Source organism: uncultured Thiocystis sp., assembly GCF_903866365.1.
Taxonomy (GTDB): Bacteria; Pseudomonadota; Gammaproteobacteria; order Chromatiales; family Chromatiaceae; genus Chromatium.
Map to the genome: position 1 here is coordinate 1 of NZ_CAIPNF010000216.1, position 14,907 is coordinate 14,907.

The 14,907-nt window shown below is 59.5% G+C and carries 14 protein-coding genes; 5 read left to right on the top strand and 9 right to left on the bottom strand.

From position 1 onward, the window contains the following. From QZY07_RS12040 to QZY07_RS12065, 6 genes are all read right to left on the bottom strand, one after another. A partial coding sequence (locus QZY07_RS12040; protein WP_295402809.1) for a hypothetical protein occupies positions 1-873 on the bottom strand: 873 nt, incomplete at its 3' end. A 245-nt stretch (positions 874-1,118) separates the two neighbouring features. After that, positions 1,119-1,631, bottom strand: coding sequence for a HyaD/HybD family hydrogenase maturation endopeptidase (locus QZY07_RS12045; protein WP_295402812.1), 513 nt, complete (start codon positions 1,629-1,631; stop codon positions 1,119-1,121). Further along, positions 1,615-3,318: a nickel-dependent hydrogenase large subunit gene (locus QZY07_RS12050; RefSeq protein ID WP_295402815.1), complete on the bottom strand. Its 1,704-nt coding sequence runs from the start codon at positions 3,316-3,318 to the stop codon at positions 1,615-1,617. The genes QZY07_RS12045 and QZY07_RS12050 overlap by 17 nt, the downstream gene beginning before the upstream one ends. Position 3,319: 1 nt before the next feature. Continuing rightward, positions 3,320-4,474 carry a Ni/Fe-hydrogenase cytochrome b subunit gene (hybB, locus tag QZY07_RS12055; protein WP_295402818.1) on the bottom strand — a complete coding sequence of 385 codons (1,155 nt, stop codon included), beginning with the start codon at positions 4,472-4,474 and terminating at the stop codon, positions 3,320-3,322. Next, on the bottom strand, positions 4,467-5,504 hold the full coding sequence (hybA, locus tag QZY07_RS12060) for a hydrogenase 2 operon protein HybA (RefSeq protein WP_295402821.1): 1,038 nt from the start codon (positions 5,502-5,504) through the stop codon (positions 4,467-4,469). The genes hybB and hybA overlap by 8 nt, the downstream gene beginning before the upstream one ends. Further along, positions 5,501-6,715, bottom strand: a complete 1,215-nt coding sequence (locus QZY07_RS12065; RefSeq protein ID WP_295402823.1) for a hydrogenase small subunit — start codon at positions 6,713-6,715, stop codon at positions 5,501-5,503. The genes hybA and QZY07_RS12065 overlap by 4 nt, the downstream gene beginning before the upstream one ends. 549 nt (positions 6,716-7,264) lie before the next feature. Between QZY07_RS12065 and QZY07_RS12070 the strand changes: the two genes are divergently transcribed. Genes QZY07_RS12070 through QZY07_RS12080 form a run of 3 tightly spaced genes read left to right on the top strand, consistent with a single transcriptional unit; the run spans position 7,265 to position 11,086 of the window. Beyond that, positions 7,265-8,209: an ammonia-forming cytochrome c nitrite reductase subunit c552 gene (locus tag QZY07_RS12070; protein ID WP_295402826.1), complete on the top strand. Its 945-nt coding sequence runs from the start codon at positions 7,265-7,267 to the stop codon at positions 8,207-8,209. Beyond that, positions 8,206-8,853, top strand: coding sequence for a cytochrome b/b6 domain-containing protein (locus tag QZY07_RS12075; protein WP_295402828.1), 648 nt, complete (start codon positions 8,206-8,208; stop codon positions 8,851-8,853). Before QZY07_RS12070 ends, QZY07_RS12075 begins: the two co-directional genes overlap by 4 nt. Positions 8,854-8,908: 55 nt before the next feature. Beyond that, the gene (locus QZY07_RS12080; protein ID WP_295402831.1) at positions 8,909-11,086 is read left to right on the top strand and encodes a multiheme c-type cytochrome; all 2,178 of its coding nucleotides are present in this window, start codon (positions 8,909-8,911) and stop codon (positions 11,084-11,086) included. A 62-nt stretch (positions 11,087-11,148) separates the two neighbouring features. Here the strand turns inward: QZY07_RS12080 and QZY07_RS12085 are convergent, their stop codons facing one another. After that, a complete protein-coding gene (locus tag QZY07_RS12085) occupies positions 11,149-11,532 on the bottom strand; it encodes a hypothetical protein (RefSeq protein ID WP_295402834.1) in 384 nt (127 codons plus the stop codon). A 169-nt stretch (positions 11,533-11,701) separates the two neighbouring features. On the opposite strand from QZY07_RS12085, the gene QZY07_RS12090 reads away from it, so the two are divergent. Continuing rightward, positions 11,702-12,382 (top strand): ankyrin repeat domain-containing protein, encoded by a 681-nt coding sequence (locus tag QZY07_RS12090; protein WP_295402837.1) that lies wholly within the window; start codon positions 11,702-11,704, stop codon positions 12,380-12,382. 1 nt (position 12,383) lies between these two features. Next, entirely contained in the window at positions 12,384-12,671 is a 288-nt protein-coding gene (locus QZY07_RS12095; protein ID WP_295402840.1) for a hypothetical protein, read from the top strand. A gap of 32 nt (positions 12,672-12,703) precedes the next feature. Here the strand turns inward: QZY07_RS12095 and bamC are convergent, their stop codons facing one another. After that, positions 12,704-13,831: an outer membrane protein assembly factor BamC gene (bamC, locus tag QZY07_RS12100; protein ID WP_295402843.1), complete on the bottom strand. Its 1,128-nt coding sequence runs from the start codon at positions 13,829-13,831 to the stop codon at positions 12,704-12,706. Between the two features lie 109 nt (positions 13,832-13,940). Next, positions 13,941-14,816 (bottom strand): 4-hydroxy-tetrahydrodipicolinate synthase, encoded by an 876-nt coding sequence (gene dapA / locus QZY07_RS12105; RefSeq protein ID WP_295402845.1) that lies wholly within the window; start codon positions 14,814-14,816, stop codon positions 13,941-13,943. Positions 14,817-14,907: the final 91 nt, after the last annotated feature.

Here is a 14,907-nt window from a genome sequence, read left to right on the forward strand (position 1 = left end):
AGACCGATCCTGACCACTGGATCTTTCGCAAGCTCGCCCGCTCCTGTCTCTCCTGGTTTCAACGGGGACTGAGAAAACTCCTGCGGTTCGCTGAACTCGGGCGACCCTTGCCCTGCTTTGCACCCTCTGGATGAAACTGATCGGTGGTGAGGAGATGGGACCGATGACCTTGAAGCTGCCGGCCCACTTCTGCATGTCGAGCATGAGGTCGGGGATGTCCAGGAGCGGCAGATCGGCATCCAGGTTGAGCAAGGCGGGCACCATCTCGTTGATGTTGCTGCTCTTGGTGTAGGCGCACAGCTCGATCCCCTGACCTTTCATTCCATAGTTGGCTGGATCGAGACAGGTCTTTTCCATGATCAGCAGACTCTGGGCACCGATGAGTGCCTTGGTCTCCTGGTTGTCTTGGAGTAGATCCTCGCTGCCCTGGATGGGCTGGATCGGCGAGTCGGCGCGGGCGATCAGCATCACCTGGGACGGAAAGGTCGGTTCGAAATAGAGCAGGACTTGCTCGCGCCAAGGCAGCACCGTGAATCCGGTCGCTATCATGTCCCCCTTGATGGGAAAGTCGCCTTCCAGGGTCACGCTGTCGCCCGCGCGCACGACGTTCTTGCCGAGCAGGTCGCGGAACACCGAGTAGAAGTCGCTGTAAACCAGCTTGTAATCCACGTCCAGGAATTTGGCGAATCCCTGGATCAGCTCGGCATCGAAGCCATCCCCGGCACCGGTCACGAAGTTAACATAGCGGATACCCAGGTGGCGTAGCTCGCCTCGGGCCTGGATCTCGGACAGGTCGGCCGCGGCCGTGGCGAGGCTCGCAACGAGCAAGTAAACGAGGAGAATTAAGAGCGAGAGCAGGCGATACGGAGCCATTTGTACACCTATCCTTCTCGGCGGCTAGCACGAATAACCTAGACAATTGATGGTTATGCGCGACAATCCGCAGGCCTTCGCCCCCGTCGACACGACACGCCCTAGCGTACATGCGGCGACCCACAAGCGCGGTGTCGCTTCGTTAAAGCGACCCGACAAAGCCCGGTACTTTTCTCCGACAAGCGAATCAGCGGGGCATGATCGGGGATGAAGGTGGAGCCGTCGGCGCTCGGGCGATCCTAACGCTACCGCTCCAGAAGGCGGACGCCCCAGTCCCACAGAAGCGCGCCGACCCTTTCGATCACCTGGGGGAGCGCGTCGGCAACGGTCGCTGACAACTCAAGATCCAGCTCCATCCGCTCGGGGACGATGCCGATCAGGACGATTTCGCTCGGCGGATAATCGAGCAGCTTGGTCATCGCCAGCACGTCGGTGACACCCAGATGATGCACCGAGAGCTTTTCGGACAGGACCGCCCGGATCTCCTCGTCGCGGATCACGGCGATCGAGCCGGGCGGGCGGTCGAGCGCGATGGCGTCGATCATCAGGATGCGCCGGTAGTCGGCGAACAGCGGTAGCAGATCCATGCCGGAGGTGCCGCCATCGACCAGCGCGATGGCGGGCTCGAACCGATAGTCGGCTTCGAGTCGACGCAGGACGTGGACGCCCACGCCCTCGTCGCCCAATAGCAGATTGCCCCAGCCGATCAGCAGCACATCGGACAGGTCGGTGCCCGCTGCGTCAGAAGGTATTGACACGGACGATGTGACTGCGTTCGTTATCATGCAGATGGATGGCGCAGGCCAGACAGGGGTCGAACGAATGCACGGTGCGCAGCACCTCCAGCGGACGGTCTTCTTCCAGGATGGGATTGTCGATCAGCGAAGCCTCATAGGGGCCGCGCGCGTCGTTCTGATTACGCGGTCCGGCGTTCCAGGTCGAGGGCACCACGGCCTGATAGTTCTTGATCTTGCCGTTTTCGATCACGACCCAGTGCGAGAGTACGCCGCGCGGTGCCTCGTGGAAGCCATAGCCCATGATCTCGCCCTTGGGGAAGGTGGGCGGATTGAAGCTGGTGGTGTCGCCGCTGGCGATGTTGGCGACCAGCGCATGATAGTTTTCGACCATCATGTCGTAGAGCACCTGGGTGCGCACGCAGCGGGCCAGATGACGGCCAAGGGTGGAATGCAGGGCGGTCATCGGCACCTGGCCGCCGGTCAGTGCGCCGATGCGCTCCAGCGCGTGATTGAGATAGCCGATGGTTCCCTCGTGTCCGGCGGCAACCATCGCCAGCACGTTGGCGAGCGGTCCGACCTGCGCCGGCTCATTGAGAAATGACGGCGACTTGACCCAGGAATAGGCGGCGTCTTCATTGAAGTCGGTGTAGTCGGGATCGGTTTCGCCTTCATAGGGCGAGCGAGTCCAGTCGCCCTTGTACCAACTGTGCTTGATGCTCTCCTTGACGTTTTGCTCGAAATAGGGATCGCCGAAGTGGTTGATGGCATGGAATTGACTGAGGTCCGCCCCCGGAATATAGCCGCCGGGCATGCCGAAATCGGTTCCCTTGGTATCGCGCGGGAAATCGGGTACCGAGAGATAATTCATCACGCCCGCGCCATAGGGCAGCCAATCGGCATAGAGCGCGGCGATGGCGATGAGGTCGGGCAGATAGACTCGACGAATGAAGCCTTCCAACTCGTCCATCAAGGTCTTGATATAGGCGAGGCGCTCCATGTTTAGCGCCGACTGATCGTCGGGGTTGATGGCGTTCGCCACGCCGCCGACGGCCAGGTTTTGGATATGCGGTGTCTTGCCGCCCAGGATCGCGGTGATCTGATTGGACTTGCGTTGATAGTCCATCGCTTCGAGATAATGGGAGACCGCCATCAGATTGGCCTCGGGCGGCAGCTTCATGGCTTTGTGGCCCCAATAGCCATAGGCGAAGATGCCGAGTTGACCGCTCTCGACCAGCTTCTTGACCCGTGCCTGCACCTCGGCGAAATGGCGCGCGTTGTTGTTGGGCCAATCCGATAGGCTCTGCGCCAGCTTCTCGGTCGCCATCGGGTCGGCGCTCAGGGCCGAGACCACGTCGACCCAATCGAGCGCGGACAGATGATAGAAATGGACGATATGATCATGGATGCCGTGCGCGGCCACGATCAGGTTGCGGATCAATTGCGCGTTCAATGGGATTTCGAGCTTGAGCGCATCCTCGACCGCGCGCACCGAGGCGATGGCATGCACCGTCGTACAGACGCCGCAGATGCGTTGCGTATACAGCCAGGCGTCGCGCGGGTCGCGTCCGATCAGAATGGTCTCGATGCCGCGCCACATCTGCCCGCTCGACCAAGCGTCGACGACCTTGCCATCCTTGATATCGCAATCGATCCGCAAATGACCCTCGATGCGGGTGACTGGATCCACGCAAATTCGTTTCGTTGTCATCTTACCCGCGCCCCTCTAATTTCGCATGCCCGACGGTCAACACCGGCGTCTTTTTGACAAAGAAGAGATACGCCATGATCTCGATCGCCACGATGCCGAGCGTAATCAGCATTTCGCCGACGCCAGGGAAATAGTACCAACCCGGCCCAGGGTTATAGGCAATCATGAAGGCGTCGAAGCGATAGAGCGCCCCGCCCAGCACCACGGCGAGCGCACTCCAGAACAGAACCGTTGGACGCTCGCGCAGACTGCGGTTGAGCAGCGTGACGATAGCGAAGAGAAACATCGCTATTTCAGCCGCGAAGAGGAATGGCTCCGATCCCGAGCGCGTCAGTGCCGCGAGATTGCCCGTCATGACGAGATCGCCGATCCGCAGAACCAGATACAGCAGCAGCAGCCAGGGAATGACGGCACCAATCCGGGACAGCATGTCGGATTCGAGTTCGCGCTTGAGATTGACCGAGGCATAAAGCGACTCGAAGACCACCATGCCATAGCCCATGGCGATGGCCGTGATCAGAAAGAGCAGCGGAATGATGTTGGTCTGCCAGAGCGGATGGACCTTGTCGCCAGCAATAATCAACAGCGAGCCGAGCGAGGATTGGTGCATCGTCGGCAGCAGAATGCCCAGTCCAATGAAAAAGAAGAGGACATGGCGCAGTTGACGCAGCAGCCGATTGGCTTTCATCGCCTCCAGAATGGCTGGGGAGAATTCGATCCAGAGGACCAGCGTATAGAGCGTCACGCAAAAGGCGACTTCGAGCATCACCGAATTGAGATTCGCGTATTGCGGCAGAAAGACGTTATAGAGCTGCCAATAGCGACCGACATCGATAACGATTGAGATGCCCGCCAGGGTATAGCCAAAAACACTGGTCAGGAGCGCGACCCGAATGATGGGGTGGAATTGGCCGCGATTGAACACATAGACCAGCAGGGCCATCGCATAACCGCCGCAAGCGATGGCCGTACCAGTGACCACGTCATAGGTGATCCACATTCCCCAGGGATAGCCATCGCTGAGATTGGAGACATCGCCGATGCCGAAGATGAACCGGCGAATAATGAAATAGCCGGCGATCAGCGCCAGAACGCCCATGAAATAGAACTGTCTGGTCAGCAGTTTGCCGCCGATGGGCCGATAGACTTCAGTCATGGCGGCGCGCCTCCGCCTTGGCTTCGGCCTGATCCTTGTCCTGCTCCGCGGTCGGATCTTCCCGTTCCTCGTGGGTATGCCGATAGGCGGCATAGACCAGTCCGCCCAAGAGGACGGTCGGCGCCATCATGCCCTGATAGAGAGTGTGCTGGATGGTCTCCGACAGTTGGGCGCGCGACTCATCGCCGAGCGCCGGGAACCCCAGTTTCTCGAAGGGGACCGCCGCCATCAGCAGGGATTGGGTACCACCGGTTTCGGTTTCGCCATAGATTTTGGGGTAATACGCGGCGACCTCGGCGGTCCGAGTCGCGCCGCCATCCAGACGGTTGACGGGATAGTCCTGCCGTTCGCCGGGTTGGAACGTCAGGCGGCGATGGCCTTCGTTCAGCAGGTCGGACACGCGCCCGAAGAGACTGGCACCGGTCGGGCAGGCCTCGCAGCAGGCCGGAATCGCACCTTCCGCGAGACGATCGGAACACATCTCGCATTTGACGATCTTCGGAAACGGCTTGTCGTATTCGAATTTCGGGATATTGAACGGACAGGCTAACTGACAGTAACGGCAGCCGATACAGGCATCGGGGTTATAGCGCACGGCGCCGGTCACCGGATCCTTGGTCAGGGCGCTGACCGGGCAGGCCGAGACGCAATTGGGGTCGACGCAATGCATGCAGTTGCGCTTGACGAAGCTGAAGCCATCCAGCTCGCGGTCCTTCACCTCGGCTGTACCGTTGGTGTAGACCTTGATCTTATTCAGCGTCCGGCTGCCGAGGTCGTTATCGGCATCCCACACGCCGCTGACGCCGTGGGCCTGTTCGAGCGGGGTGTCATGGGCCATGGGTTTCGCGTTGGCCTCCTTGCAGCCGACCTCGCAGGCTTTGCAGCCGATGCAGAGCGTGGCGTCATAGAGAATTCCGACGGCATCGGGCGACAGTTCCCTGGGCGGTCGCGCCTGGGCCGTGGGAGCGGTCAATGCCGTCGCGGCACCAGCGAACACGACCTTGAAAAACTCGCGACGATCGATGTTCATTGGTTTCCCTCCTCTTCGGTCTTGGATTCGGTCGAGGATGCAGTCTCGGTCTCAAGCTGCTTGAGTTGCTTGTGGGCACCCAGGGCGTACACCATCGCTCCGCCGCCAATCGCTCCGGCAACCGCCGCCGCGCCAGCGGTGACACCTCCCGCATGCTCGGTAAAGATCTCCGGGAACAACGACGGCGGCCTCACCGACTCGACATCCGACTGTTCGTGCAATGCCTTGTGGAAGCCGACGCCCTGCTCGGCGCAGCCGAAACAGGGATGGCCGATCCCGACCGGCCAGGTATTGGCACCGACATCGCCGAACTCGATGGCGGGACAATTGGCATAGGTCTCTGGCCCCTTGCACCCGAGCTTGTAGAGACACCAGCCCTGACGATGGCCTTCGTCGCCGAACTGCTCGGCAAAGCGGGCGGCGTCGAAATGCGGCCGGCGTTCGCAGTTGTCGTGGATCAGGCGCCCATAGGCGAAGGTCGGGCGACCCTTGGCATCGACCTCGGGCAGTTTCTTGAGGGTCAGGTAATAGAGCACGGTCGACAGCAGGTTGTAGGGCGAGGCGGGACAGCCGGGCAGATTGATGACGGGCAGCGCGGTGCCATCGGCCTTGACGATGCCTTCGCGCGTCAGGGCTTCCTGCAGGCCGACCGCCTCGGTGGGATTCGGCGCGGCGCTCTGCACCCCGCCCCAGGAGGCGCAGGAACCGATCGCGACCGCCGCCACGGCATGCGGCGCGATTTCGTGCAACAACTGCTGCGGCGTCTTGCGCCCGATCTTGCAGTAGATGCCACCGTCGCGCATGGGCACCGAGCCCTCGACGACCAGGATGAACTGGCCCTTGTTCTTTTCCAGTGACTCGTGCAGCGCCTGCTCGGCCTGATGACCGGCGGCGGCCATCAGGGTCTCCGAATAATCCAGCGAGATCAGATCCAGAATCAGCGTCTCGACGGCGGGATGCGTGGCGCGCAGCAGGGATTCGGTGCAGCCCGTGCATTCCTGGAAATGCAGCCAGATCACGGTCGGGCGCGCCTGGCTCTGCTCCAGGGCCGCAAGAACCTGCCCGGACATGCCGAATGGCAGCCCCATGGCGGCGGTGATCCCAAGGGTGAACTTGAGGAAACCGCGCCGACTGATCCCCCGGATATCCAACTGATCCGCCAGGTAAGGTCCAATGGCCGTTTCATTCGGAAAAGTGTCAACTTCTTTCATGGATACCGCCTTGCCGCCAGGAGCGCCATCTGGATTCTGATGGTCGATCCGAGCCTGCGGATCGACACCGGGCCTAGTTTCAAAGTTAGTAATAATATTCTTATGTACTAGAATAGTTATAAGCCCAATTTCTTAAATTGTCTAATCATCGACGGCTCAATGTGTGAGCCTGATCAAAGGAGCGACACGACGTGCGGTGGGGCGGCGAGAAACCGAATGAAATACTGCGGATAAAGACTGAATGGAATACTGTTCTATTTGGCCGAGCTTTTCGGTCAATTATCATTAACGCCGATTTAAATTGATCTCTTCATGGTCCATCAATGATGATTGTCACTGCGTCCTTTTGGTCTCCATGGTGAATTGAGAGCCGAGCCGAGAGCAGCGAACCCTACTGCCAGACTGACCGGGACGCCATGGCAACCAACCGGGCTTTCCGCGGTCGTGAACCCGATGTACAACTTGCGGTGACTAACCTGCGATGACGAACCTGTCCGCGAATCTAACCAGCATGCGCAATCCCAACCTCCAACCCAGGGCGGTTTTTTTTTGACAAACCTTGCCTTGAGTGGGGCGCTGTTACTGACACTCATCGCCGTGGCGACCCCCGCCGCGAGCGGGTCGCCGGCAACCGAGAATAAGTCCTGTCTGCGTTGTCATGCCATGGCGACGCTGGCCTATCGCGACCCAGGAACGGGCGACATTGTCGATCTCGCGGTCAACCCGCATGCGCTGTCGCATTCGGTTCACGGAGAAATCGACTGCATCGATTGCCATGAGGGGGACTTCGGCCGTTATCCGCACCCAGCGGACGCCGCGAACGAGACACTCTCCTGTGTCGGTTGTCATGAGAAAGACGATACGAAGGACGATACGAAGGACGATACGAAGGACAACATCGCGCGCTTCAAGTCGATCGATGCCGAATATGCCGAGAGCGTCCACGCGACATCCGACTCCGCCGAGGCCGAGGGATTCAGTTGCCATTCCTGCCACGATCCGCATGGCTTCCGCGCCTCACAGGTCGGCGAGGAAATTGCGGCCATCGTCCGCGACGATAACCAGGTCTGTCTGTCCTGCCACGAGAAGGTGCGCGATCCACTGAGCGACCCGCATGCCTGGCTACCCAACCGGGAAAAACATTGGAATGCCGTGCGCTGTCTCGACTGTCACACACCCTTATCGGACAATGGGAAAACGGTCTCGCATCAGGTTTTGAAGGCGGAAGACAGCAACCGGGACTGCGTCAACTGTCACTCCCGGGAGTCCAGTCTGCTGAACCGACTCTATCAATATCGGTCGGAAGAAGATCTGGCGACCAAAGGCTGGCTCAACAAGGCGGTCTTCAACGATGCCTATGTGGTCGGCATGAGCCGTAACGCCACGCTCGACCTCCTCGGCCTGATCGTCACTGGTCTAACGCTGCTGGTGTTGGCCGCGCATGGCTTCGGGCGTTACAAAGCCTACCAACGGACCAAGGGGAAACCAGAATGAACGCGCTGTATCTCTATTCGGGTTGGGTGCGCGCCTGGCATTGGCTCAATGCGCTGCTGTTTCTGGTGCTGATCCTGTCCGGAGCCAGCATGCACTTTGCCGGCGCTGGATGGCTGCTGAATTTCGAGATCGCCCGCCCGATCCATAATGTCGCCGGCATTCTGGTGACCATCGGTTGGATCGGCTTTGTCATTGGCAATCTGGTGACCGACAACGGACGCCATTATCGGGTGCGCTTGCGCGGCTTTTTCCAACGGCTGTTCTCGCAGATGCGCTACTACGGCTACGGCATCTTCCAAAACGAGCCACATCCCTTTCATCCGAGCGCCGAGATGAAGCTCAACACGCTGCAACAACTCAGCTATCTAGGCGTCATGTATCTGCTGATGCCGGTGTTGATCCTGAGCGGCTGGGCCTTTTTGTTCTCGATCTATCTCCCGGAGACGCTGTTCGGCCTCGGGAGTGTCTGGGTCGTGGCCATGACGCACCTCACGGTCGCCTATTTTCTGGCACTCTTCGTCCTGGTGCATCTCTATATCATCACCACGGGCGAGACCCTGACATCGAATCTGCGCGCGATGATCACGGGCTGGCACCGGGAGCCCGACCTGGAGACGCAACCACGCTCGGAAACACAGGGATAAGCGTGCGCACGCCGACGCATCACTGTCTTGTTCGATAACCCCAAGGGTTAGACCGATGAAACGCATTGCTCTGAAACCGCTTTCCCCGACCGCGAAACGTCGGCTCATCGTCACCGTGCTCGTCCTGATCGGACTGACGGTCGCCTACAAGGTGCTCTATCCGCTCGCCTTCGAGTCCTATGTCGGCAAAACCAACGCCCCGCTGACCTATGCCAGCAGCACGGCATTGACCAAGACAGAATTCGAGGCGCTGGCCCAGGAACTCAGCACGAATGCGCGCCAGCGCAAGGCTGCGGCGATTGTCGACACCGATCAGGAGCCATTCGCGCGCCAGGTCAAGATCGAGATGCTGATGAACACGGAGTCCTTCATCCGCGATACCGAGCCATCGCACATCAAGTATTTCCGCGAAGCCGGCATCCATCGTTACGAAGGCCCGCAGACCTGTCTGCATTGCCATGCCACGATCCAGGTCACGCACGGCGATGGAACCGTCAAGAATGTCGATACGCTTGGCGACATCGTCAATTCGGTTCATTTCAAATTTCAAAGCGAATCGGGCGGTTTTTCCACCTATGGCTATGACGGGCGCCAGGTCAACAGCGGTCCGCACAAGATTCCGGTCGGCAAGATCAACCGCGCCTGCGGGATTCCGGGGAGTTTCACCTGGACGGGCTGGGCCGCCCTGGTCGCGAGCCGCCCGGAGCATGGCGAAGGCGAGGTGACGATGCGCAGCGAGGGCTGCGGTCAATGTCATATCGGCGGCAACTATCAGCCCGCCACCGAGAAGATGATGCCGATCGGCGATGTCCCCTCGGAGGCCAAGGAGGGCATCGACTGCCTGATCTGTCATTCCACCGATTACGACATGAATGAGCGTCATGTGATCCAGGATGACAAAGGGCTGCGCTGGAATCAGGATCGCAGTCTGCGCGCCGCGCTGACGGTCGGGCCGATCAGCTCCGAGACCTGTCTGCGCTGCCATCAGCACAACATGGGCGGCGACGCCTATCTCCACAATGAAGCCGCGCGGTCACTCGGACATATCAATCAGCGCATCCTCCACCGGGGCGCGAAACGCGGCAATCCATTCAGTCCACACGACGACACGCATGCAGCGTCGGGCATCCAATGTACCGACTGTCACGTCCCCGAGGGACACAAGATCCCCCGTGGCCGGAAGGGTGTGGACTTGGTCGCCAACGACATCCCGACCAAAGATGTCACCTGCGAGAGCTGCCACACCCAGGCACCGCACAACCAGTCCGAGCACAAGGCGCTGCTCAATGGCCATATCGCGCGTCTGGCCTGCGAAACCTGCCACATCAAGGAGTTGGAAGCCGAAAATGTGGTTCTGCGCGATTGGGTGCACCCGACTTGGGATTCCGACGAAGGTCTGTTTGAACCAACCGACATCTATCGGTCAGGCAAGCCCGGCAAGGGTTTCACCTTCCTCTGGTTCAACGGCAACGGAACCTTCCTGGCCAATGCGCTCGGCAACAATCCGAACGGTTCGGATACTTACAATCCGCTGATGCAGCAGGTCGCGCGCATCGATGATCCCGAAATGATCGCCGCTGTGCGGAGCAAGGCCACCGAACTCAAACAGCAGTATCCAGAGATCGATGTCGATGCCTATGTCCGGATGGCAACCGATCCACTCTCGCAGCTTTCCCCGGAAATGCTCGCCAAGCGCGAGGCGATGATCCAGAATAACCTGCGCGCGGTGATGAGCCAGGGCGAGAGTCGGATCTATCCGTTCAAACTTTTCAACGCCATGATGTTCGAGGACATGTCGAATCAGGGGCCGTTCGGGGCCATGATCCTGCCGTTCGACTACGCCAGCTATTATGAAACCGGCGATACGCCCGCATCGGTCAAGAAAGCCATTGCGGACCCCATCGTGCAACGCATGTATCAGGAGCCGTTCAAGCTCTACATGATGGATGAGTTCATGTCCTATTTCGGCATCACCGAGGGCTGGAAAACGGTCTATCCGCTGGTCGATGGACGGCTAGAAAATGTCGAACCGCACTGGATGCGCCAGATGGGTACGCTGATGGTCAACCACGGCATCCAGGGTAAAGGCCGCGACTGCATCGAGTGTCACTCGCCGGATGGCATTATGAATTTCAGGCAACTCGGCTATTCACCGGAGCGCGTGGCTGAATTGGAGGATATCGACATTATCGAGAATCTTAAGGAACAGCCCGACAGCGCGGCGGCCCAGTAAACCGCATCACGTCGATCGTCATCGAGCCGCCGCGAGACTGCGGCGACTCGCCACGATGCCAATCAATCAGAACGCGGTTTCGGCACAACGATCATCCTTTCCACATCGGCGAGACGAATCTCCCGACCATCGATGGTCTGGAAGCGCCGGTCATCCACGCTCCCCCAGAGCGCCTCGAAAGACATCACCTGACCAGTATTGGCGTTGACGACCTGCACCAGAACGACCTCGTGTTCACGCTGCCATCCCGTATACAGATGCAAGGAGCTGCCGACGACCATCAAGGTCAGGACCGCTGACAGGGCGAGTCGAATCAACCCAGGCGGGAACAGCGGCGGCCTTGGCGGCTCCAACCCCCGAGCAACACGGTCAGACCGGATACGCGCGCGGATGATGCCATAGGCACCGAGGATCACAGCGAAGGTTAACAGCAGTTTCCAGAGCATGGCGCATACGATAACACGGCAAATCGACGGAAGCAGCCGACTGACGAGGTGCATCCCGATCAGTTGCAACTGACCAACACACGGCCTTAACATCAACTCTGTTGCCAGGACCAGCCGTGAACTCAGTCACCCGAACATGTATCGCCCACTGCCTGCCGTGCTCCTGTTGATGGCCGCCGCACTCGCCGGTTGCCAGGAGCCGAGCCGCCCAACCATGAACCTTGAGCGTGCCGTCGGCAGCAGCGATCTGGATCAGGTCAAGCGTCATCTGTATTGGAAAACGAATGTCAATCTCGCGGATCTCAGCGGAGATTTCCCGCTCCATGTCGCGGCACGGAATGGCCATGTGACGATCGCCCGCGAACTGGTCACGCATGGCGCGGACCCAGGCGTGTTGAACCGCAGTGGTAAAACGCCGCTGGAGGTCGCGCTTGAAAACGGCAAGACTCAGGTCGCGCAGATGCTGGTTGAACAGGGAACGCCCCTAAACCCGCAAGACATGTTTTTTACCCTGGCGCGGGACGGCAACTCGGATCGGGATGTCTTTGAATTCCTGTTCCGCCGTGGAGCGAAGGTCGATCAACCCGATGCAAAAGGCGAGACTCTACTGCATATCGCGATCTCAGAGGGCCACCTTGGTACTGTTTCGCGACTGATCGGATACGGTGCCGAGGTGAACCAAGCGGATGCCAACGGCCGTTTGCCATTGGATATCGCCCAATCAAAAGACATAGGCCGGTACTCAAAGAATATCGTCGAATTATTGATCCGTAACGGCGCGCGCGCCACCACTCACACGCCGGAATCAGTCCCGGCCCCAATCAGTCAGTCAAGACCCAGGGGAAGCTAGAATGAGCGAGAAGCTCGAAGACCTGACCGTCAGCTATTCGGAAGACGGCATCGAAACCACCAGGGAACTGGGGAAAGTGATTCTCTCCAAGGGAAGCTGGACGACCATTATCTTCCGTTATCAGGATTGGGACCGAGCCAAGGAGGACTACGGCCCCGAAAAATACACCATCCGACGTTATCAAAAACGCAATGGCGAGTATCGCCAGCAATCGAAATTTAATATTTCCAGCCGCGCGCAAGCTAAGTCACTGATTGACGCACTGCAAGGGTGGCTGCTGGAGGATTAAGCGATTTCAACCGCGTCCAGACAGGACGCGGTTTAACGCATCTGCTCCTGCATCAGCGTGAGAATCCGCCGACCGCTCTCCGATTGATCTGGCTTCCCAGTTGCATCAAGCACGCTGACTCGCGATTCGGTGTCCTTGCCGACCACCTGAATCCGATACTGCTTGACGGGATCGATCTCGTTCTTGCGCCAGAACGCAAGTCGCGAGCCTAAGCCCGGTTTTTTACCGTCCGACCGCTCGGCATTGTCCTTGCCCGCATAACGCACATAGAAAAGACCGCTACTCTGATCACGGTCCTCGACCGCAAAGCCCGCTCGATCCAGGGCGGATCCGGTCAGACGCCATGCCCGACGGAACTCTTCCGGAATCAGCAGGACTTGAGCGCCGCCTTCGGTCAACAGACGCGACCTTGGACCCTGGGCTGGAGCGCTGGAAGGATCAGCACTCACAGCGACACTTGCTTTTGCTGCGCCCATAAAGACCATCAGACGCCGGAGCATCTCGGCCTCCTTGGCCGAATCGGTGCCACTCGGCTCCCAGATGGTCCGACTTCCGTCGCCAATCGCGTTGGTCACCAGTTTCTCTTCCATCCCCCGGTGGGTCAGATGAATGTCCGTGGTTCCCGCGCTCGTCCCCTCTTCGATACGCAGACTGTATTGATCGCGGGTCGAGGTCGCGTAGACGCCTTCGATCAATTTTCCCGCCATGCGGGTCAAAAAATCCTGCCGGATTTCCGCGCGATTATCGAGCCAGTCGGTTCGCATCACCCCCACGGCTGGATCCTGTTCCACCAGCAAGATGCCCTGCTCGCGCCAGAAGGCGATCACTTTAGGCCAAACCTGCTGTGGGGGTGCCTGGACCGCCAACCAGCGCTCATTGCCGGTGCGCTTGAGTTCGATGTTCGACACCGCAGGCAGGACGTCGCCATTCGAGGCGATCTGCTGACGTTGCGCGCGACTTCCTGTGTACTCCGAGAACGTCGCCGCCCCGCCACCGGAAGGGATATCCAGGGCGTCATCGAAATTACTGCCAGTGAGATCCGGTGGAATCTCAAGATTTAGGCCAGCCTCGCGTTGCTTCTTGTAAACAAGCCGCTGATCCGGGATCGCCTCGTCGAGACCGAGCGAGCTACAGCCAATCAGTTGGGAAAGTACGATCAACAGGGTAATCGCACCGACAAGCTTAAAACCTGAAATCAATGTCTGGAACTCTCGGTCAGTGCGGTCATCATGTGACGACGCGATGTGAAGAGGCTGGACCGTGGATGCCTCAAACAAGGCCGGCCAGTTCCATGGCATGGCGGACACGCGCATGATATTCCTCGGAAAGCCAGGTGAGTGGCAGACGAATTCCCCGCGCGCACAGCCCCATTTCGGCGGTCGCCCATTTGACGGGGATGGGATTGGACTGCACGAACAACTCATGGTGCAGCGCATCGAGCGGCTGGTTGAGTGCATGCGCCCCTTCACGATCGCCGCTCAAGGCGGCCTCGCACATGGATTGCATCTGGCGTGGCGCCAGGTTGGAGGTGACCGAGATGACGCCATCTCCGCCCAACAGCATGAATTCGCAGCCGCTCGCGTCGTCGCCGCTGTAAAGCAAAAAATCGCCCCCGCAATCCTGACGCAGCCGGGCAACCCGCGCGAGATCTCCGGTGGCTTCCTTCATGCCGATAATGTTCTCGATCGGCGCCAGCCGGGCGACTGTTTCGGGGAGCATGTCGCAGGCGGTACGCCCCGGTACGTTGTAGAGAATCTGCGGAAGATCCACTGCCTCGGCCACCGCCTTGTAATGCAGGTAGAGACCTTCCTGCGTCGGCTTGTTGTAATACGGCGTAACCAGCAGCGCGGCAGCAGCGCCGACATCCCGGGCGCAACGGGTCAGGGTGATGGCCTCGCGGGTCGAATTCGCGCCCGTTCCCGCAATCACCGGAATCCGTCCGGCCGCGAATTCCACCGTGCGACGGATGACCTCGCAATGTTCGTTTTCGTCCAGAGTCGCCGACTCGCCGGTCGTGCCGACCGCGACGATGGCCGTGGTTCCGCCAGCGATATGGAAATCGACCAAACGTCGCAGGCTGGCATCATCGACCCCGCCATCCGAATGCATGGGCGTTATAAGCGCAACGATGCTGCCGCGAAACATGCTTCAACTCCAGTCGACCCGTTCATTGGATGCAAGCTGGCATGGTAGCTTGCGCGACCCTGTCGAGACAACCGCTGAACGTCCTCGGCAG

What these genes read in the sequence shown, in the direction of transcription:
- QZY07_RS12065 (WP_295402823.1), bottom strand. Translation starts at nt 6,715, where the DNA reads ATGAAAGAAGTTGACACTTTTCCGAATGAAACGGCCATTGGACCTTAC.
- QZY07_RS12075 (WP_295402828.1), top strand. Translation starts at nt 8,206, where the DNA reads ATGAACGCGCTGTATCTCTATTCGGGTTGGGTGCGCGCCTGGCATTGG.
- QZY07_RS12085 (WP_295402834.1), bottom strand. Translation starts at nt 11,532, where the DNA reads ATGCTCTGGAAACTGCTGTTAACCTTCGCTGTGATCCTCGGTGCCTAT.
- hybB (WP_295402818.1), bottom strand. Translation starts at nt 4,474, where the DNA reads ATGACTGAAGTCTATCGGCCCATCGGCGGCAAACTGCTGACCAGACAG.
- QZY07_RS12080 (WP_295402831.1), top strand. Translation starts at nt 8,909, where the DNA reads ATGAAACGCATTGCTCTGAAACCGCTTTCCCCGACCGCGAAACGTCGG.
- QZY07_RS12050 (WP_295402815.1), bottom strand. Translation starts at nt 3,318, where the DNA reads ATGACAACGAAACGAATTTGCGTGGATCCAGTCACCCGCATCGAGGGT.
- dapA (WP_295402845.1), bottom strand. Translation starts at nt 14,816, where the DNA reads ATGTTTCGCGGCAGCATCGTTGCGCTTATAACGCCCATGCATTCGGAT.
- QZY07_RS12095 (WP_295402840.1), top strand. Translation starts at nt 12,384, where the DNA reads ATGAGCGAGAAGCTCGAAGACCTGACCGTCAGCTATTCGGAAGACGGC.
- hybA (WP_295402821.1), bottom strand. Translation starts at nt 5,504, where the DNA reads ATGAACATCGATCGTCGCGAGTTTTTCAAGGTCGTGTTCGCTGGTGCC.
- QZY07_RS12090 (WP_295402837.1), top strand. Translation starts at nt 11,702, where the DNA reads ATGGCCGCCGCACTCGCCGGTTGCCAGGAGCCGAGCCGCCCAACCATG.